Origin of the sequence: Dysosmobacter sp. HCP28S3_G4 (assembly GCF_052065175.1) — a bacterium.
Lineage (GTDB): Bacteria > Bacillota > Clostridia > Oscillospirales > Oscillospiraceae > Oscillibacter.
In genome coordinates this window covers 1-19,056 of sequence record NZ_JBQHUP010000048.1, presented here as the reverse complement: position 1 = coordinate 19,056, position 19,056 = coordinate 1, and the positions used below count along the sequence as shown (strand labels likewise).

Genomic DNA, 19,056 nt, shown 5'->3' with positions numbered 1-19,056 from the left:
TTTTTTTAACCCGAACCCAAAAATTTAATTATGTAATTTTATTATTTTTTACACGGGCGCGGGGGGGGGGCCGCAGGGGACCCCCCCCCCCCCCCTCTCCCCGGATTCTGAGCCATGTGATCTGCTTCCGTCTGCGCTCCTGTAAACGAGACCGGATCAGATCGCTCAGGCGCAAAGTATAAGTGAGGAGGAAATTTATGGCTCTGTTCAAGAAAAACGAAGATCCTGCGGAGAACAAACAGACGCAGGCCGCGCCGGTGGTGGACGATTCCCTGGATGTAGGCACCGCCGAAGACGTGGAAGCCATGATGAAGAAGTATGACCGCGAGTCCAACGTCCGTATCTGGGAAGGGACGCCCAAGCTGGTCATCCGCTGGATCATGATCGCGTTTTCCGTCTACTGCATCTGGACCACCCTGTTCAGCAAGGCCATGCCGGAGATCCGGCTGAATATGTTCCTGGGCCTCATCATCATCATGGGCTATCTGACCTATCCCATGCGGAAGGGCAACGTCAAGGTCAACTCCCTTCCCTGGTACGACATCGTGCTCATGGCCATGGGCGCCTTCCCCTTCTTCTGGTACGCGTCCCACGCCCAGGAGATCATCAAGATGTCCAAGAAGATCGACACCTTCCTGGTGGTGTTGGCCATCATCGCATTGCTGTCCATCTTTGAACTGTGCCGCCGCAGCGTGGGCGTGCCCATCCTGTGCGTGGCCGGCGTGCTGATCCTCTACGCCTTTTTCAATATCTACAGCCGGAACCCGGACATCTTCAAGATGTTCCGCTCCGTGATGTACGCCCTGTTCTACAGCGAGTCCGGCGTCCGCTCCACGCCCATCAACGTCTGCGCCAAGTACATCGTGGTGTTCATCATCTTCGGCGCGTTCCTGGAGCGCACCGGCATCTCCGCGTTCTTCATCGACCTGGCCAACTCCCTGTGCGGCTCCACCTCCGGCGGTCCCGCCAAGGTGGCCGTGGTGTCCTCCGCCCTGTGCGGCATGGTGTCCGGCTCCTCCGTGGGCAACACCGTCACCACCGGCTCCGTCACCATCCCCATGATGAAGAAGACCGGCTATCACGGCGAGTTCGCAGGCGCCGTTGAGGCGGCCTCCTCCACCGGCGGGCAGATCATGCCCCCCATCATGGGCGCCGCGGCGTTCCTGATGGCCGAGTACATGGGCATCCCCTACGCCCAGGTGGCCCTGAAGGCCATCCTGCCCGCCGTGCTGTACTTCACCGGCATCTACGTGGCCGTCCATCTGGAGGCCAGGAAGCTGGGCCTGAAGGGCATCCCCAAGGAGGAGCTGCCCAAGTTCGGCAACCTCATCAAAAAGATCTATCTGCTGCTGCCCCTGGTGGTGCTGGTGTGGATCGTCTCCACCAATACCCGCACCATGCAGTTCGCCGCCGCCGTGGCCATTCTGGTGGCCATCGCCGTGGGCATCATCAACAAGGATGACCGCATCACCTTCACCAAGATCCTGGACGCTCTGGAAGCTGGCGGCAAGGGCACCATCACCGTGGCCGTGGCCTGCTCCATGGCAGGCTGCATCGCCGGCTGCATCACCGTCACCGGCCTGGCCTCCAAGCTGCTGTCCGGCATCATGACCGCCTCCATGGGCATTCCTTTCATCGCCCTGGTGCTGACCATGCTGTGCTGCATCGTGCTGGGCATGGGCGTGCCCACCACCGCCAACTACTGCATCATGGCGTCCACCTGCGCTCCCATCCTGATCCAGATGGGCTTCAACCCCGTGTGCGCCCACTTCTTCTGCTTCTACTTCGGCATCGTGGCCGACATCACCCCGCCCGTGGCCCTGGCCGCCTACGCCGGCGCCGCCATCGCCAAGTCCAACCCCATGAAGACGGCGTTCAACGCCACGCGGCTGGCCATCGCGGCATTCATCGTGCCGTACATGTTCTGCATGAACCCGGCCATGCTGTTCGTGGAAGCCACCGCCCTGGACGTGGTGCAGATCTGCATCACCTCCGTCATGGGCATCTTCGGCGTCGCCGCCGGTCTCAGCGGCTTCCTGTACAAGAAGATGAATCCCATCATCCGTCTGGTCATCATCCTGGGCGGCCTGACCCTGATGTATCCGGGCCTGACCTCCGACGTCATCGGCCTGGTGCTGATCATCGGCGTCATCGTCTTCCAGAAGATCGCTTCCAAGAAGGAGACCGCCATCGCCGCGTAAATGACCTGTTGAAAGCGAAAGTCCCGTGCCTGCGCACGGGACTTTCTGCCGTTTTGCGGAACTTTCCGGCGAAAAACGCGGCTGAAAAACTGTTACTGTTTTGTTGTTGTTTTTCTCCTGCAAGTGTACTACGCTCATTCATACAGTCAGGAAGCATCCGGCCCATTCCGTGGCCGGGCGGGTAATACTGTTTCTTGATAAAAAGGCTTGAAAAACCTTTTTATTGCGGCGTTACACGCCGCTGCGCCCATAGCGCCAAGAAAAGTATTGACAACATTCTTGCGGCTACGCCGCCGGGCCACATTCTGTGGCCCCGATAAAACGGATAAACCGTTTTATTAAGAATTCATATAAAAAGGAGAACGACCATGGCGGAAGTGCAGGAACTGGTGCAGGAACAGACCACGCCGGAGAAAGTGACCTACGGCGGCGGAGGCGCGGAACAGGCGAAAAAGCCGAAGAACAGCAAAAAGCGGAGAAGACTCGTCCGGCGGATCATCGCCCTGGCGGCGGTGATCGCCGTGGGCGCGGGATTGGTGAAATTTCTGGGCCGGGGCGGTGAGACGGAGAGCACCGTGGTCACCAACGAGGTCCAGTGGGGCGGCATCACCTCCACCGTGGAGGGCAGCGGCCTCACCCGGGCCAGGAACAGCCAGACCATCACCGTCGCCACCGCCGGAACCGTCAGTGAGGTCTTCGTCACCGAGGGCCAGCAGGTGAGCGCCGGGGACCCGCTGTACGTCATCGACTCTCAGGCGGCGTCCGACGCCGTCACCAAGGCCAAGAGCAACGTGGAGGGCTACGAGAAGCAGCTCCGGGCGCTGGAGAAGGACATCGCGGGCTTGAATCTGGCCCCGTCCTACGCCGGAAAGCTGACGGACGTAGTGAAGCTGAACCCCGGCGACGAGATCTCCAAGGGCGAGAAAGTGGCAACCCTGTCCGACGACACCCGGATGCGGCTCCAGCAGTATTACAGCTACGCCTACGCCGGGAAGATCCATGCCGGACAAAAGGTGGAGGTGTCCATCCCGGCGCTGATGTCCGTTCTCACCGGCACGGTGGAGAAGGTGAACATGGTGAACCGCATCACCCCGGAGGGGTCCCAGCTCTTTGAGGCGGACATTCTGGTGGACAACGGCGGCACACTGACCAAGGACATGGCGGCCTCCGCCTCCGTGACGGTGGACGGGGAGACCATCTACCCCTACGAGGCCGGGGTGCTGGACTACTACCGCACCGGCGATCTGAAATCCACTGTGTCCGGCACCGTCATCTCCAGCGATCTGGTGGACTATCTCCAGGTACGGGCAGGCCAGGTGGTGCTGCGCATCGACGGCGAGGACAGCGAGAACGAGATCTTTGACCTTCAGCAGAGCCTGGAGGAGGCACAGCAGAGCCTGGAGGAGGCACAGAAGAATCTGGACAACTGCTCCGCCCTGGCCCCCATCGACGGCACCGTCATGGGCCTGGCCATCCAGACGGGGGACGAGGTGCAGGCCAACACGGCGGTCATCACCATCGCCGACACCTCCACCATCATGATCGACGCCGACGTGGACGAGCGCCACATCTCCTACGTGAAGGCGGGGATGATGGTGGACATCGACCAGTGGGGCAGCATGTTCCAGGGCGTGGTGGAGTCCGTCAGCCTGAACTCCAAGGCGGAGAACGGCGTGGCCAGCTATCCCATGACCATCTCCGTGGATAACTACGACGGCACCCTCATGACCGGCAGCTACATCAACTACTCCCTGGTGGCCAGCCAGAACGACAACTGTCTGGTGCTGCCCATCCAGTGCGTGAAGTCCGTCCAGCTGGACGACGGCTCCAGTGCCGACGTGGTGTTCGTCCAGAGCGACGACCGTCCGGAGAACGCCATCGATCTGAGCATGACCGTGGACGGCGTGCCGGAGAGCGGCTACTGGCCGGTGCCGGTGGAGATCGGTATCGCCGACGACTTCAACGTGGAGATCCGGTCCGGCGTCCAGGAGGGCGACGTGGTGTTCACCGCCGTCCAGACCCAGAGCTCCTACATGTAAGGTGACGCCATGCTGATACAACTGCGAGACGTCTATAAAATTTACGGCGAGGGACTGGAGAGCGAGGTCCGCGCCCTGGACGGCGTCAGCCTGGACGTGGACCGGGGGGAGTTCGTGGCCATCGTGGGCCAGTCCGGCTCCGGCAAGTCCACCATGATGAACGTGCTGGGCTGTCTGGACATCCCCACCCGGGGGGACTACTTCCTGGACGGCGTGGACGTCCGGGAGCTGACGGACCGGGAGCTGAGCCACATCCGCAACAAGCAGATCGGCTTCATCTTCCAGCAGTACAACCTGATCCAGAGCCTGAACGTGTTTGAAAACGTGGAGCTGCCCCTGATCTATCAGGGCATCGGCGCGGAGCGCCGCCGGGAGCTGGCGGAGGAGGCGCTGGAAAAGGTGGGGCTGGCGGGCCGTCAGAAGCACAAGCCCACGGAGATGTCCGGCGGCCAGCAGCAGCGGGTGGCCATCGCCCGGGCCATTGCCGCCCATCCACCCATCATCATGGCCGACGAGCCCACCGGCGCATTGGATTCCCACACCGGCCATGAGGTGCTGGAGTTCCTCCAGCAGCTGAACCGGGAGGGCAGCACCGTCATCCTCATCACCCACGACAACGGCATCGCCGCCATGGCCCGCCGCTGCGTCCGTCTGACGGACGGAAAGATCGTGGAGGACCGCTTACAGGAGGTGGATTGGCTGTGAATATCCGGCAGGCCGTGAAAATGGCCATCAAATCCATCCTGGGGAAAAAGGGACGGTCTGTGCTGACCATGCTGGGCATCATCATCGGCATCGCCTCCGTCATGGTCATCGTGTCCACCATCAACGGCGCCAACCAGCAGACCCTGAAGCAGTTCGAGGCCATGGGTACCAACAAGATCACCGTGTCCGCCTGGCTGTACAACGGCCAGGACGTGTTCGAGGACCTGTACGCCTACTGCCAGCAGCTCAGCGACTACGTGGACGGCGTCACCCCCAACGCCCAGCTGTGGGGGGACATCAACGTGGTCTACGGCGTCAAGAGCAGCAAGGCCATGCAGAAGAACCAGGAGAACTACTCGAACGGCGGGGGAGACGGCGGGGTCATGGAGCTGCCGCCGGACCTGTATCTGGGCAGCGACCAGTACTCCGTCTGCAACAACTTTCAGATCGAAAAGGGCCGGGATCTCAGCTTCCTGGACATTGAGAAGTACAATCAGGTGTGCGTCCTGGGGGCCCGGGCGGCCCGGAACTTCTTCGGCTACGCGGACCCGGTGGGCAAGCGCCTGTCCGTCAACGGCCTGCCCTTCACCGTGGTGGGGGTCTACCGGGAGAAGGACCCGGACAGCGGCTGGTCCCAGGACAACGTCATCGTCTTTCCCTATACCGTCAGCCGCATGCTGTCACCGGACACCCAGATCCAGGAGTTCAGCGTGAAGGCCAAGAGCGCCGAGGCTGCCGTGGAGGCCACCTCCCGCATCAGCGCCTATCTGACGGGCCTGGTGGGCCAGAACGGCGAGCGGGGCTGGGGCTACGTGGAGGACAACAACCAGTGGCAGCAGTCCAGCACCGAATGGGCCACGCAAATGAGCCTGATTTTAGGCGGCATCGCCGCCATCAGCCTGCTGGTGGGCGGCATCGGCATCATGAACATCATGCTGGTGACGGTGACGGAGCGGACCCGGGAGATCGGCATCCGCCGGGCCATCGGCGCCCAGCGCAGCAGCATCGTGACACAGTTTCTGATCGAGGCGGCCATGCTCTGCGGCATCGGCGGCATCATCGGCATCGCCATCGGCACCGTGGGAACCCGCATCGCCGGAAAATTCCTGGTGCAGATGGACATCTGGCCGTCGCCGGGGATCACTCTGGGGGCCTTCGCGCTGTCGGTGGCCCTGGGCGTGCTGTTCGGCATCTACCCGGCGGCCAAGGCGTCCCGGCTCCAGCCGGTGGAGGCGCTAAGAGCGGAATAAATTGGCAGGGTACCCCCTGCGGGGGAGAGAGGGTTTTCCCCTTGCGGGGAACTGGATGTGCGCCCGTCCCGGGCGCGGGATGGTGCGGCGAAGGCCGCAGGCTTTGCGGCTCCGCCGCGGGGGAAAACCTTTTTCCCGTTAGAACGGGGGTGCCGGGGAAGCCCGGCAGCTTCAAAACCCCCATTCTCTTTTTCCGAGGAAAAAGAGAATGCGCCTTTTGATGGTGTAAGAGAAAAAGGCTTGGGCGGCGGCATTCCGGACTTCGTCCGGAACGCTCGCAGCGCCTGTTACGGGGGTTTTAGTCTGGCTGTGATTTGCGGGCTGTGCCTTCTGTGTCTGCCCTTGACGCCAACGGAACTCCGGGTCCCACCCGGATACACCGCCGTTCTCTTTTCGCTGCCGCACCCTGGCATTCGCGGAAGCCTCCGGAAGTGTCTTTGCCAGTCTCCCGCAACCACCGGACTGCGGCAGCAAAACAGAAGCAGGGTGCATCCGGGAGCACCCCTCCCGCCAATTGTCCGCAACTGCCAGGGTGCGGCAGCGAAAAGAGAACGGCAGAGCATCCCTGAATTCCCACAGCTTTCGCAGCTGCCATATTCAGTTGAGTGGGCAAAAGCCCGCAGGTTTCCACCAGGCCAAACCCCCGTAACAGGCGGAAAAAGGCGTTTCAAACGAAGTTTGAAATGCCGCCGCCAGCGTCTTTTCTCTTGACACCATCAAAAGGCGCTTTCTCTTTTCGGCGCAACCGAAAAGAGAAAGGGGGTTTTGAAGCCATCGGCCTTCGCCGATTTTCCCGCGCCCCGACGGGGCGCACATCCCATCCCCCGGGGAGGGGGGACCAAAAAAGCCAGTCCCGCGAGGGACCCCAAACCACAGCAGCCTGCAATGAGAGAGGAACCGACTATGAAGAAACGAATTTTCAGCCTGATCCTGGCGGTATACCTGACGGCGTCGCTGCTGGCGGTGCCCGCCGGCGCCGCCGGGACCGCCCCGTTCTCCGACGTGACGGACAGCGAAATGGCCGCGGACGTGGAGTGCCTGCGGCTCCTGGGAGTGCTGGACGGCTACGCCGACGGCAGCTTCCGGCCCAACGCGACCCTGACCCGGGCCCAGTTCTGCAAGATGGCGGTCTATGCCATGAACGCCTCGGCGGAGCTGGGGAAGTACCGCGCCGTCACCGTCTTCCCGGATGTGAAGCCCGGCCATTGGGCGTCGTCCTACATCAATCTGGCCTCCAAGGGGAAGGGCATCATCCTGGGCTTCGCCGACGGACAGTTCCACCCCGAGGCCACCGTGACGGCGGGCCAGGCAGTGACCATCCTCATGCGATTGCTGGACTACAAGGACGAGGACGTGGGCGCCGTGTGGCCCGACGGATATCTGGCCCAGGCGGCGGTCATCGGCCTCACCGACGGCCTCTCTCTGTCCGGCGGCGCGGCGCTGAACCGGGGCCAGGCGGCACGGCTGTTCGTGAACCTGCTGCGGTGCGAGAAGAAGGACGAGACCGCCTACGCCGCCTCCATCGCCGCCAGCATCGTGGAGCACACCATGCTGGTGTCCTCCTCTGCCTCCGCCGGAGACGGCACCGACACGGGGATGCAGGTGGGCAATGGCTCCACCTACCGCATGGCCAACAAGACCTCCGGCGGCCTGCTGAACGGCCGCATGGGCACGCTGCTGCTGAACAAGGACGGCAAGGTCATGACCTTCGTCCCCGACGCCGTGGGCAGCACCCGGATGACAGTGGTGGCCAAGGCAGAGCAGAAGCGTCTCACCGACACCCAGGGCGTGACCTACGCCATGGAGAGCGATACCGCCATCTACTACAACGGCGAGGAGAGCACCTGGGAGCAGGTCTATTCCTGGCTGACCGCGGGCACCTCCGTGACGCTGTATCTGGGCGCCTCCGGCGGCGTGGAATACGTGTTCGCCGGCGGCATGGCCGCGGATCAGGCCATCGTGGTCTATGAAAAGGGCTCCACGGCGGGCTTCGACGCCCTCACCGGCGGCGTCACGAAGTACAAGATCCTCAAGAACGGCGCCGCTGCCTCCGCCGGGGACCTGCGGCCCTACGACGTGGCCACCTGGTCTGCCGCCACCAACACCCTGCGGGTGTGCGACGTGCGGCTCACCGGTATCTACGAGGACTGCTACCCCAACCCCGACGCCCCCACGAAGCTGACCCTCATGGGCCATGAGTTCAGCGTCCTGCCCTCCGCCCATGGGATGCTGAAGGACCTGAAGCTGGGCAGCTCCATCACCCTGCTGCTGACGGAGGACAATCAGGTGGCTGGCGCCGTCCAGGCGGTCAGCGGCTCGCCCCAGGGCAACGCCGTGGGCATCGTCCGCTCCGGCTCCGTGGAACTGCTGTGCGGACTGAAGGTCTCCGGCACTGTGTCCGGCGGCACCGCCCAGCTGGAGGGCCAGCTGGTGAAGGTGGCCTCCGCCAAGAAGGGACAGCTCTCCCTGACCGCCCTCACCGGCGGCGTGTCCGGCAATCTGGATGTGGCGAACAGAAAGGTGGGCAGCCGGGAGCTGGCGGAAAACGCCGTCATCTTCCAGAGAGGCACCAACGGCCTGGAGGCGGTGAGCCTGTCCCAGCTCAGCAGCGCCGTCATCTCGGAGAATCAGGTCCGCTATGCCCGGGCCAACTGGGCGGGCAAGGTGGACATCGTAGTGCTGGGCGACCGCAGCGCCATTACCGAGTACATCTACGGCCGGATCGGCGCCTACAGCGAGGACGTGGAGGAATGGGTGCCGGATCCCGGCCACGAGGATGAGCCGCCCATCGACGGCACCAACGGCCACTACGAGAAGAAGGACGGCCGGAACTTCATCTCCGTGGAGAACAACGGCGGCAGCTACGGCCCCTACCGGTCCAACTACCCTGTGAAGACCGGCGACTACGTGAAGGCCACGCTGAACAGCGACCGCAGCCGTCTCACCGGCGCGGAGAAGCTGACCAAGGTGGCGGGCGTGCCCAACTCCGCCTGGGTGGGCGAGAGCACCGTCAATACCGGCGGACGGTCCTATACCGTCTCCGCCAACGTGGCGTGCTACAACGCCTCCACCAAGACCTGGATCACCCTGCAGCAGGCCCACGCCTTCGCCGCCAGGTGCGATCTGTTCGTGGACGACAGCGGCATCGTCCGGGCCGTCGAAGTGAAGCAGTAAGACCGGAACACAGCGAAAAGCAGGAGGCGGAAGCCTCCTGCTTTCAGGCTGTCGAAAAAGTCCCATGGACTTTTTCGACAGCCTTCACAATGCCTCGCTTTTCTGCCCGCGCATCGGGCCGAAAAGCTGCCGCTGCGCGGCGCAAACGCCTGCTGACACAGGCTTTTTGCAGGCATTCGATCCAATACGAGGGGGCTCCCGCCCCCTCGTACTCCCCCTGCAAAAAAGGACTCTTTTCCTTCAGGCAGGGTTTTTCGACAAGCTGAAAGCAGGAGGCGGAAGCCTCCTGCTTTTTCGTACGATATGGGAGTGGTCCCGCAGACGGGGGGCGCGTTTGGAACCGGGCTCAGTCCTTCTTCGGCCCGGCCTTCAGGAACCGCAGGGCTATGAGCTGCAGGGGTATGGCGGCGGCGAAGGTCAGCACATCCGCGATGGGCTGCGCCGCCTGGACGCCCAGCATCCCCAGCACCGGCGTCAGGAGCAGCAGGGCGGGCACCAGGAAGATGCCCTGACGGCCCATGGCCAGGAAGGTGGCGGGGGCGGTGCGGTTGATGGTCTGGAGCATCATGTTGCTGGCCACGATCCAGGCGGACAGGGGGAAGGTGAGACACTGGAGCCGCATGGCCAGGGTGCCGAAGCGGATGACGTCCGGATCGTCCCGGAACAGGGAGATGAGCTGGGGGGCGAAGGCACTGCCCACACAGGCCAGGATCACCAGGAACACGGCGCTGGTCCGGACGCAGTACCAGAAGCCCTCCCGGACCCGGTGCCACAGTCCGGCGCCGTAGTTGAAGCCGCACACCGGCTGGAAGCCCTGGCCGAAGCCGATGAGGGCGGAGCCCGCGGTCTGCATGATCCGGTTCACCACGGTCATGGCGGCGATGGCGGCATCGCCGTAATTTCCGGCGGCGTGATTCAGAACAATGGCGCCGATGGAGCCCAGGCCCTGCCGGGCCAGGGAGGGCAGGCCGCCCCGGACGATTTCGGTGACATAGACCGGGGTGGGGTGGAACCGGGAGAGGCGGATGCGGAGATTCCCGCCCCGGGCGCACTGGATCAGCAGCACGCAGAAGCTGACGAACTGGCTGAAGATGGTGGCGATGGCCGCGCCGGAGACGCCCAGTCCCAGGCCGAAGATCAGCAGGGGGTCCAGGGCAATGTTCAGCACGGCGCCCACGGTGATGCCCACCATGCCGTAGACGGCGCTGCCCTGGAACCGGAGCAGATTGTTCAGCACCAGGGAGGCGGTCATCCAGGGGGCGCCGATGAGGATGATGCGCAGATAGCTTCTGGCGTAGGGGAGGATGGTCTCCGTGGAGCCCAGCAGCCGGGTCAGGGGCGTCAGGAAGAGCTGGCCCAGGAGCAGCACCGCCGTCCCGGCCAGCAGGGCCAGGAAGAAGCCGTTGGCGGCCATCTTCTCGGCGCCGTCCCGGTTCTGACGGCCCAGCTCCCGGGAGACGTAGTTCCCGGCGCCGTGTCCGAAGAAAAAGCCGATGGCCTGGATAATGGCCATCAGGGAAAAGGCCACGCCCACGGCGCCGGTGGCGGCGTTGCTGTGCATCTGGCCCACGAAGAAGGTGTCCGCCAGGTTGTAGAAGGCGGTGATCATCATGCTGATGATGCAGGGCACCGCCAGACGCCGGATGAGCCGTCCCACCGGTTCCTCCGTCATCTGGTGATATTTTGCGTCCTGCTGCTGTACCTGCTGATCCATAGATGCTGATGCTCCTTGTCTCTTCATGAAAGTGTTGTTAAAGGTGTTCCCGCCGCGCTGTTCCCGCACGCGATGTTCCCGCGGAGCGGGAACGAGCGCCGCCCGCAGGCGACGGCCCCCGTCCCGCCCAGCGAAGCGCAGGCGTTCCAGGGGAGTCCTGAGGGGGAAACAGCCGAAGCGCCGCCAGCGGCGGAAAAAGCGAGGCTGTTTCGAGGAAGCGGCGCGATTGGCGGGTGCGAAGCACCCGGAAATCGCAATGCCGCGACGGTGTTCTGGAAGCCCCCTCCGGTTTCGCCGGCCGGAGCCGGCGAAATGGCCGAATCATTTTTTCCGGCGACACTGAGTGCCTCTCCTCGCGGCATAGCCGCTGCGGCCTACGCTGAAAACATGCCACCGGCATGTTTTCTTAACGCTGCGGCGGCGGAAAAAATTCCTCTCAGGGAACCGGAGTGTGCGACCCCTGAAGCCCGGAGGGCGAGGTCTTTCGGGGTCCCCCGCCGCAACCCAGCGGAGCGGTTGCGGTGGGGAGAGGAAGGGCAGCGGAGCGGCGTTCAGAAGGCCTTCTCACGCAGGGCCTTCTGAATGGAGCGCAGCTTGCCCTGACGAGCGCGGAGGTTCCCGGCAATCCCCCTCGTCCGAATGCTTGCATTCGGACGAAGTCATACCACCTGGAACAGATAGAACTTCAGATAATTAGTCTCCTCCACGCCCCAGAGGATGGGGTGGTCGCAGGACTGCTGCCGGGCCTCGATCTGCCGCAGCTGCACCCCGGCGTCCCGGGCGGCGTCGTGGAGCATCTCCACGAACTTCTCCTCCGTGGCGAAGTGGGAGCAGGAGCAGGTGGCCAGATAGCCGCCCCGGGGCAGCAGCTTCATGGCCCGGTAGTTGATCTCCTTGTAGCCGCTCATGGCGTTGCGCACCGTCCGGCGGGACTTGGTGAAGGCCGGCGGGTCCAGGATGATGAAGTCGTATTTCGCCGGCTCCTTCTCCAGAGACGGCAGCAGATCGAAGACGTTGGCGCACACGCAGTCCACCACGCCGGTGAGGCCGTTGCGCTCCACGTTGGCCCGGGCCATCTCCACAGCGGACTGGGACACGTCCACGGCGGTGACGTGGGCCGCCCCGCCCATGGCGGCGTTGAGGGCGAAGGAGCCGGTGTGGGTGAAGCAGTCCAGCACCGTCCGCCCCTTGGCCAGACGGGCCACCGCCTGCCGGTTGAACTTCTGGTCCAGGAAGAAGCCGGTCTTCTGGCCGTTCTCCACGTCCACCAGATACTTCACGCCGTTCTCCGTGATCTCCGTCACCGCCGAGGCCGGCGGCTCCTCGCCGGAGAGGGGGAACCAGCCCTTGCCCTGCTCCAGGCCCTCCTTCTCCCGGAGGGCCTCGTCGTTGCGCTCAAAGACGCCGGAGATGGTCTGGCCGTCCTCCCGGAGGATGCGGACCAGGGCGGGGATCAGAAAGTCCTTCCGCACCTCCATGCCGATGGACAGCACCTGTACCACCAGCAGATCGTTGAACCGGTCCACCGTCAGCCCCGGGAAGGCGTCCGCCTCGCCGAAGATGATCCGGCAGCAGGTCAGGTCCCCGGGCCGCAGGACCGCCTTCCGGTACTCCCAGGCCCACCGGAGCTTCCGCTCCCAGAAGGCCTCGTCAAAGCGGTCGTTGGCGTTGCGGGAGATCAGCCGCACCCGGATCTTGGACTGCTCCGACAGCAGTCCTGTGCCAAGATATCGGCCTTTTCGACTAATAACGTCCACAAGTCCGCCGTTGAGGGTCAGCCCCTCCGTCTGGAGGACCTCCTCACCGTAGACCCAGGGGTGGCCCTGGAGAATGGCCGCCTCGGCCTTGGGCGTGACGGTGTATTTCGGATACGTGCGCTCTGCTTTCATACGTGGTTTCCTCTCCTGTTCGAAATGTGTATCATAAAAATTCTAGCACACTTTTAACGGGATTGCCATATAAATAGAAATGAGATCACAGACTTTTCTTGAAGGGGGAGCGTCTCATGCCCATCATCTATCTCAGCCCGTCCACCCAGGAGTGGAATCAGTACGTCACCGGCAGCGGCTCCGAGGAGTACAACATGAATCTGCTGGCGGACGCCATGGTGCCCTATCTCCTGTCCAACGGCATCCAGTACACCCGCAACCGCCCGGATATGACGGCGGCGTCCTCCATCCGGGAGGCCAATTCCGGGTACTACGACTTCTATCTGGCCCTCCACTCCAACGCCTCCGGAGAGGGACATTACGGCGAGAACCGGGGCATCATCGCCTTCTACTATCCCGGCAGCACCGAGGGAAAGCGGGCGGCGGACATTTTCGTGAAGAACCTGAAGAACATCTATCCGCTGCCCGGCCAGGTGCGGACCCAGGCCACCACCACCCTGGGGGAGGTGCGCCAGCCCCGGTTCCCGGCGGTACTGCTGGAGATCGGCTACCACGACAACTACGCCGACGCTACCTGGGTGGAGACCCACATGGACGAGATCGCCCAGAATCTGGTGCTGTCTCTGACGGAGTTCTTCGGCCTGCCCTTCATCTGGCCCATGACGCCCCGGGACGGCACCGTGGACATCAGCTACGGGACCCTGAACCTGCGGAGCTACCCCGCCCCCACCGGCACCATCCTGACGGGGATGCCCGCCGGGGCACAGGTCCGGGTGTATGGGGAGTGGCAGGGCTGGTACGTGGTCCACTACAGCGGCTTCGTGGGGTACGCGGCGGCGGCCTACATCGACCTGGGCGGCTGAGGACTGTGGAAAAAACAGCCGGAATTCCCCGGCACCGGGCGAAAACATCTTGACAGTTTGACGGTAAGCGATTAAACTAAAACAGGAATCTTATCGGGGAATATAGGGGTATTCCCCGGTCGTTTTCTGAAGGGGGCTTCGGCCCCCGCATTCCATATCGGGAGCGTCCCAACAGAAATCAGGAGGTAGTCAATTTGATCAAAGCCGTCATCGGAATCATCGCCGGCCTGATCGTTGGCTTCATTCTCGGCATTATCTATCGCAAAAAGGTATCAGAAAAGGAAATCTCAAGCGCAGAAGAAGAAGGAAAACGCATCATCAACGAGGCCATCAAGGCCGCCGAGGCCAAGCGGGCGGAGGCGGAGTCCAGGAAGAAGGAAATGGTCCTGGAGGCCAAGGAGGAGATCCTGAAGAACCGCAGCGATTATGAGAAGGAAGTCAAGGAGCGCAGGGCGGAACTGCAGCGTCAGGAGAACCGGCTGCAGCAGAAAGAGGAAAATATCGACCGCAAGACCGAGGCCATCGAACGGAAAGAGGAGTCCCTGGCCCAGAAGCACGCGGCCATTGACCGGGAGAATGAGGAGATCCAGAATATCAAGCGCAGTCAGACCGAGATGCTGGAGCGCATCTCCGGCTTTACCGCCGAGGATGCCAAGAAGTACCTCATCGCCCAGGTAGAATCGGAAGTGACCCACGAGACCGCTCTCAAGATCAAGGAGATCGAGTCCCGCATGAAAGAGGAGTGCGACGCCCGGGCCCGGGAGATCGTGACCCAGGCCATCCAGCGGTGCGCCGCTGACCAGGTGGCCGAAATGACCGTCAGTGTGGTTCCCCTGCCCAATGACGAGATGAAGGGCCGCATCATCGGCCGGGAAGGCCGCAATATCCGCGCCATCGAGACCCTCACCGGCGTGGATCTCATCATCGACGATACGCCGGAGGCCATCACCGTCAGTTGCTTCGAGCCCGTTCGCCGGGAGATCGCCCGGCTGGCTCTGGAGAAGCTCATCGCCGACGGCCGCATCCATCCCACCCACATCGAGGAGATGGTGGAGAAGGCCCGCCGCGAGGTGGACGCCACCATCAAGGCCGAGGGCGAGCGGGCCGTGTTCGAGACCGGCGTCCGCTCCATCCACCCGGAGCTGGTGAAGATGCTGGGCCGTCTCCACTACCGCACCAGCTACGGCCAGAACGTCCTGCAGCACTCCATCGAGGTGTCTCACATCGCCGGCATGATGGCCGCGGAACTGGGCGCCGACGTCCAGGCCGCCAAGCGGGCCGGCCTGCTCCACGATCTGGGCAAGGCCGTGGACCATGAGATGGAGGGCACCCATGTGGCCCTGGGCGTGGAATTCGCCCGGAAGTACAAGGAGAAAGAGGAGATCATCCACGCCATCGAGGCCCATCACAACGACGTGGAGCCCCGCACCATCGTGGCCTGCCTGGTCCAGGCGGCCGACGCCATCTCCGCCGCCCGTCCCGGCGCCCGCCGTGAGAACCTGGAGAACTATATCAAGCGCCTGGAGCAGCTGGAGGGCATCGCCTCCTCCTTCAACGGCGTGGACAAGGCCTACGCCATCCAGGCCGGCCGTGAGGTCCGGGTCATGGTGAAGCCCGAGATCATCTCCGAGGATCAGATGGTCATTCTGGCCCACGATCTGGCCCGGAAGATCGAGGAGGAAATGGAATACCCCGGTCAGATCAAGGTCCATATCCTCCGAGAGACCACCGCAGTCGAATACGCAAAGTAATCTGGAAACAGGAAAGTCCTCCGGGTATTCACCCGGAGGACTTTTTTACCGTTCCGTATTGCCGTCGGGAGGGAGCCTTCACTCCCGCAGGGCGAAGCCGCTGAGAGTGTAGACACCGGCGTTGTCGAAGCCCACCTGACATAGCACCTCGCCCACGTACACCGGGTCCGCCCGGTCCTTCAGCTCCATGCCGATGCCCAGAGACAGATACACCGTGCCGTCGCTGCCGGTCTCATAGCGGACGATGTTTCCCAGGCAGGGACCGCCGGTGAGCTTCGCCTCCTGTTCCGGCAGATGCAGCGTCAGGTTCCCGATGGACACGGAGCCGCTGCGCTTGCCGGTCTCCGCCGTCATCAGGGCGGCCAGCCGGTCCTGGTACAGCGACGGCGGCAGGACGTAGTCCGTCATGGCGCCGTGCTCGTCCTTCACGATGAGATGCAGCTCCTCCACGCTGACGCCGGTGCCGGAGCCGGTGTACAGGTCCACCATCAGGACGCCCTGGGGCAGAAGCTCCATCCGGGGGGGCACCGACTGGGGCGTTCGGAAGTGCCAGCCGTCGAACATGACCAGGGTGCCGTCCCACTCCAGCAGCACCGCGCCGGTGCCGCTGTCCAGATTGTACAGTGCCGCCTGGCCGTCGGTGGTCTCCGCCGCCTTCCAGATGTTGGTCTCCCCGCCCTGGTCCATAGGCGTCACCGCCTCCGGCAGGGGCACCTGGGGCACATAGGAGCGGCCCATCACCGGCGCGGCCTCCATGGACACGGACAGCGGCTCCCTATCCTCTCCGGACGTCGCGGCGGATGAACTTCCGCAGCCGGACAGCAACAACATGGCGGCAAGCAGCAGACACGCAAGACGCTTCACGACACATTCCCCCTTTTTCTCCTTTATCATACCTGAATCCAACCGGGTTGTCATTACAAATCCGTAAAAAGTGTGACAGAAAAAAACAGTTTGCTTCCGCTGTAAAGTTTGGTATACTAAACAGCAGGCTGAGACTGATTCTTGATGAAAGCGTTTCATCAAGAATCCCGCGTGCTGCGCACGCTCGAATTGTGCAAAGGCACAATTCGGCGTCCCATAAAAACTGAACGCGCGACCCGCTATAAAACGGTTTGAACCGTTTTAATCAGTTTTAGTATGATACATGCGCCGGGGTCCGGCGACGGACCCTCCGGGCATGATTTTACGAAAAGGCAGGAACCATGGATGGAATATCACGTGCTGGCCATCGGCGACGTGGTGGGGGAGAACGGTCTCGCCCATCTGGAGCGCCATCTCCGGCCATTGCAGAAAATGAAGAACATCGCGTTCACCGTGGTCAACGGGGAGAACGCCAGCGGCGTGGGCCTGACGCCGGAGCAGGCCCGGCGGATCTATGACGCAGGCGCCGACGCCGTCACCCTGGGCAACCACACCTTCGGCAAAATGCAGATCGCAAAATTCCTGGACGACGTGCCCTACCTGCTGCGGCCCGCCAACTTCACGGGCCGGGCGCCGGGCCACGGCTGGGAGATCTTCGACCGGGGCGGCGTCACCTTCCGGGTGGTGAACCTCATCGGCCGGTGCAGCCTGAATTTCAACGCCGAGAACCCCTTCACCACCATGGACAAGATCCTGGGACGGGAGAAGGCAACCTTCACCCTGGTGGACTTCCACGCCGAGGCCACCAGCGAGAAGCTGGCCATGGGCTACTATCTGGACGGCCGAGTCTCCGCCCTGTGGGGCACCCACACCCACGTCCCCACCGCCGACGAGCGGGTCTATCCCAAGGGCACGGGCTATCTGACGGATCTGGGCATGACCGGCGCGGTAGAATCCGTGCTGGGCATCCGGCCGGAGCAGTCGGTGGAGTCCTTCCTGGGGGGCCTGCCGGGCCGCTACCAGACGCCGGACGGCCCCTGCAAAATGCAGGGCGCCATCTTCACCCTGGACAGCGCCACCGGCCTGTGCACCGCTGTGGAACGGGTAGATATACGATAAAATAGTCGAATCATTTAATATATTGGCAGAAAGAGAGGGCGAACCATGTCGATTGAAAAAGTGCGGGCCTATTTCCGGCCCCTGAGACTGGAGGAGCGCATCCGGGAGTTTGACGTCTCCTCCGCCACGGTGGAGCTGGCAGCCCAGGCCGTGGGGGTGGAAGCCGCCCGCATCGCCAAGACCCTGAGCTTCAAGGTGGACGACCGGCCCATCCTGATCGTGGCGGCGGGAGACGCCAAGGTGGACAACGGCAAGTACAAGGCGCAGTTCCACACCAAGGCCAAGATGCTGACCCATGAGGAGGCCCACACCCTCATCGGCCACGACGTGGGCGGCGTATGCCCCTTCGCCCTGCCGGAGAACGTGGCGGTGTATCTGGACGTGTCCATGAAGCGGTTCGACACCATCTTCCCCGCCGCCGGCAGCAGCAACAGCGCCGTGGAGATGAGCTGCCAGGAACTGGAGCAGTATTCCTCCAACTTCGAGGCGTGGGTGGACGTCTGCAAGGGATGGGAATGAGTTGAATATTGCCCCTGCGGGGCGGGGCTTTTTTGCGGGGTTCCTCGCGGGGGTGCGGTGGTGCGCCCGTTCCGGGCGCGGGGAAGATCGGCGAAGGCCGATGGCTTCAAAACCCCCATTCGTCGTCGGGTCAAACTGCGCTATATTCGGGACGCCCTGCGGGGAAGGGCATCCCTCATACCGCTCCGTTGCCCCCTTGCACACCGTCGCGGCATTGCGATTCCCGGCCCCTTCGGGTCCGCCAATCGCGCCGCTTCCTCGAAACCGGCTCGCTTTTTCCGCCGCTGGCGGCGCTTCGCCGCTTTCCTCTTCCCCACAAAACCCGCTTCGCTGGGCTTTTGTGGGGTGCCCCTCTCCGTGGAAAAAGAGAATGCGCCTTTTGATGGTGTAAGAGAAAAAGGCTCTGGCGGCGGCATTCCGGACTTCGTCCGGAACGCTCGCGGCGCCTGTTACGGGGGCTTTGGCCCGGCAGTCATCGGAGGTTTTACCTTCTGTGTCTGCCCTTGACCGGAACGGAACTCCGGGTCCCGCTCGGATGCTCTGCCGTCCTCTTTTCGCTGCCGCATCCTGGCATTCGCGGAAGCGTTCCCGCCCACATTGCCAGTCTTCCGCAACCACCGGACTGCGGCAGCAAAAGAGGAGCGGGGAGCGTCCGGGAGCGCCCCCAACTTACGGGACCGCTATGCACGGTTGAGTGGACGCAAGCCGACAGGCCCGCACCCCAATAACCCTCGTAAAAGGCGGAAAAAGGCGTTTCAGGCGGAGCCTGAAATGCCGCCGCCAGCGTCTTTTCTCTTGACACCATCAAAAGGCGCTTTCTCTTTTCGGCGCAACCGAAAAGAGAAAGGGGGTTTTGCCTGCGGCGGAGCCGCAAGCCGCCGGTCTCCACCGGCACCCTCCCGCGCCCCGCAGGGGCGCACCTCCAGTTCCCCCCAAAGGGGAAAAAGCCCCCATCGCCCGGGAGGGGG

The 19,056-nt window shown here is 63.2% G+C and carries 12 protein-coding genes; 9 read left to right on the top strand and 3 right to left on the bottom strand.

The window, feature by feature from the left end; all coding sequences use genetic code 11:
- Window positions 1–197 precede the first annotated feature (197 nt).
- From ACTNBU_RS10510 to ACTNBU_RS10490, 5 genes are all read left to right on the top strand, one after another.
- Window positions 198–2,201, top strand: a complete 2,004-nt coding sequence (locus tag ACTNBU_RS10510; protein ID WP_441033777.1) for a TRAP transporter permease — start codon at window positions 198–200, stop codon at window positions 2,199–2,201.
- 368 nt (window positions 2,202–2,569) lie between these two features.
- Complete coding sequence (locus ACTNBU_RS10505) at window positions 2,570–4,240, top strand: efflux RND transporter periplasmic adaptor subunit (RefSeq protein WP_441033775.1); 1,671 nt, start codon at window positions 2,570–2,572, stop codon at window positions 4,238–4,240.
- Between the two features lie 9 nt (window positions 4,241–4,249).
- On the top strand, window positions 4,250–4,945 hold the full coding sequence (locus tag ACTNBU_RS10500; RefSeq protein WP_441033774.1) for an ABC transporter ATP-binding protein: 696 nt from the start codon (window positions 4,250–4,252) through the stop codon (window positions 4,943–4,945).
- On the top strand, window positions 4,942–6,195 hold the full coding sequence (locus ACTNBU_RS10495; protein WP_441033772.1) for an ABC transporter permease: 1,254 nt from the start codon (window positions 4,942–4,944) through the stop codon (window positions 6,193–6,195). The genes ACTNBU_RS10500 and ACTNBU_RS10495 overlap by 4 nt, the downstream gene beginning before the upstream one ends.
- Window positions 6,196–7,098: 903 nt before the next feature.
- Entirely contained in the window at window positions 7,099–9,369 is a 2,271-nt protein-coding gene (locus tag ACTNBU_RS10490) for an S-layer homology domain-containing protein (protein WP_441033771.1), read from the top strand.
- A gap of 346 nt (window positions 9,370–9,715) precedes the next feature.
- Here ACTNBU_RS10490 and ACTNBU_RS10485 read toward each other — a convergent pair whose 3' ends face one another.
- Window positions 9,716–11,083 carry an MATE family efflux transporter gene (locus tag ACTNBU_RS10485; RefSeq protein ID WP_441033769.1) on the bottom strand — a complete coding sequence of 456 codons (1,368 nt, stop codon included), beginning with the start codon at window positions 11,081–11,083 and terminating at the stop codon, window positions 9,716–9,718.
- Window positions 11,084–11,742: 659 nt separating this feature from the next.
- Window positions 11,743–12,972 carry a class I SAM-dependent rRNA methyltransferase gene (locus ACTNBU_RS10480; RefSeq protein WP_441033767.1) on the bottom strand — a complete coding sequence of 410 codons (1,230 nt, stop codon included), beginning with the start codon at window positions 12,970–12,972 and terminating at the stop codon, window positions 11,743–11,745.
- A 116-nt stretch (window positions 12,973–13,088) separates the two neighbouring features.
- Here ACTNBU_RS10480 and ACTNBU_RS10475 point away from each other — a divergent pair, with 116 nt between their 5' ends.
- Window positions 13,089–13,835: an SH3 domain-containing protein gene (locus tag ACTNBU_RS10475; RefSeq protein WP_441033764.1), complete on the top strand. Its 747-nt coding sequence runs from the start codon at window positions 13,089–13,091 to the stop codon at window positions 13,833–13,835.
- Between the two features lie 194 nt (window positions 13,836–14,029).
- On the top strand, window positions 14,030–15,586 hold the full coding sequence (gene rny, locus ACTNBU_RS10470; RefSeq protein WP_441033762.1) for a ribonuclease Y: 1,557 nt from the start codon (window positions 14,030–14,032) through the stop codon (window positions 15,584–15,586).
- A gap of 78 nt (window positions 15,587–15,664) precedes the next feature.
- On the opposite strand, the gene ACTNBU_RS10465 is transcribed toward rny, so the two are convergent.
- The gene (locus tag ACTNBU_RS10465) at window positions 15,665–16,450 is read right to left on the bottom strand and encodes a hypothetical protein (RefSeq protein ID WP_441033759.1); all 786 of its coding nucleotides are present in this window, start codon (window positions 16,448–16,450) and stop codon (window positions 15,665–15,667) included.
- A gap of 345 nt (window positions 16,451–16,795) precedes the next feature.
- Here ACTNBU_RS10465 and ACTNBU_RS10460 point away from each other — a divergent pair, with 345 nt between their 5' ends.
- Window positions 16,796–17,569 (top strand): TIGR00282 family metallophosphoesterase, encoded by a 774-nt coding sequence (locus ACTNBU_RS10460; RefSeq protein WP_441033756.1) that lies wholly within the window; start codon window positions 16,796–16,798, stop codon window positions 17,567–17,569.
- 45 nt (window positions 17,570–17,614) lie between these two features.
- On the top strand, window positions 17,615–18,088 hold the full coding sequence (locus ACTNBU_RS10455) for a YbaK/EbsC family protein (protein ID WP_441033753.1): 474 nt from the start codon (window positions 17,615–17,617) through the stop codon (window positions 18,086–18,088).
- Window positions 18,089–19,056 lie beyond the last annotated feature (968 nt).

Coding starts and splice junctions, on each gene's coding strand:
- ACTNBU_RS10510 (WP_441033777.1), top strand. CDS start 198: ATGGCTCTGTTCAAGAAAAACGAAGATCCTGCGGAGAACAAACAGACG.
- ACTNBU_RS10505 (WP_441033775.1), top strand. CDS start 2,570: ATGGCGGAAGTGCAGGAACTGGTGCAGGAACAGACCACGCCGGAGAAA.
- ACTNBU_RS10490 (WP_441033771.1), top strand. CDS start 7,099: ATGAAGAAACGAATTTTCAGCCTGATCCTGGCGGTATACCTGACGGCG.
- ACTNBU_RS10475 (WP_441033764.1), top strand. CDS start 13,089: ATGCCCATCATCTATCTCAGCCCGTCCACCCAGGAGTGGAATCAGTAC.
- ACTNBU_RS10500 (WP_441033774.1), top strand. CDS start 4,250: ATGCTGATACAACTGCGAGACGTCTATAAAATTTACGGCGAGGGACTG.
- ACTNBU_RS10480 (WP_441033767.1), bottom strand. CDS start 12,972: ATGAAAGCAGAGCGCACGTATCCGAAATACACCGTCACGCCCAAGGCC.
- ACTNBU_RS10455 (WP_441033753.1), top strand. CDS start 17,615: ATGTCGATTGAAAAAGTGCGGGCCTATTTCCGGCCCCTGAGACTGGAG.
- ACTNBU_RS10460 (WP_441033756.1), top strand. CDS start 16,796: ATGGAATATCACGTGCTGGCCATCGGCGACGTGGTGGGGGAGAACGGT.
- ACTNBU_RS10485 (WP_441033769.1), bottom strand. CDS start 11,083: ATGGATCAGCAGGTACAGCAGCAGGACGCAAAATATCACCAGATGACG.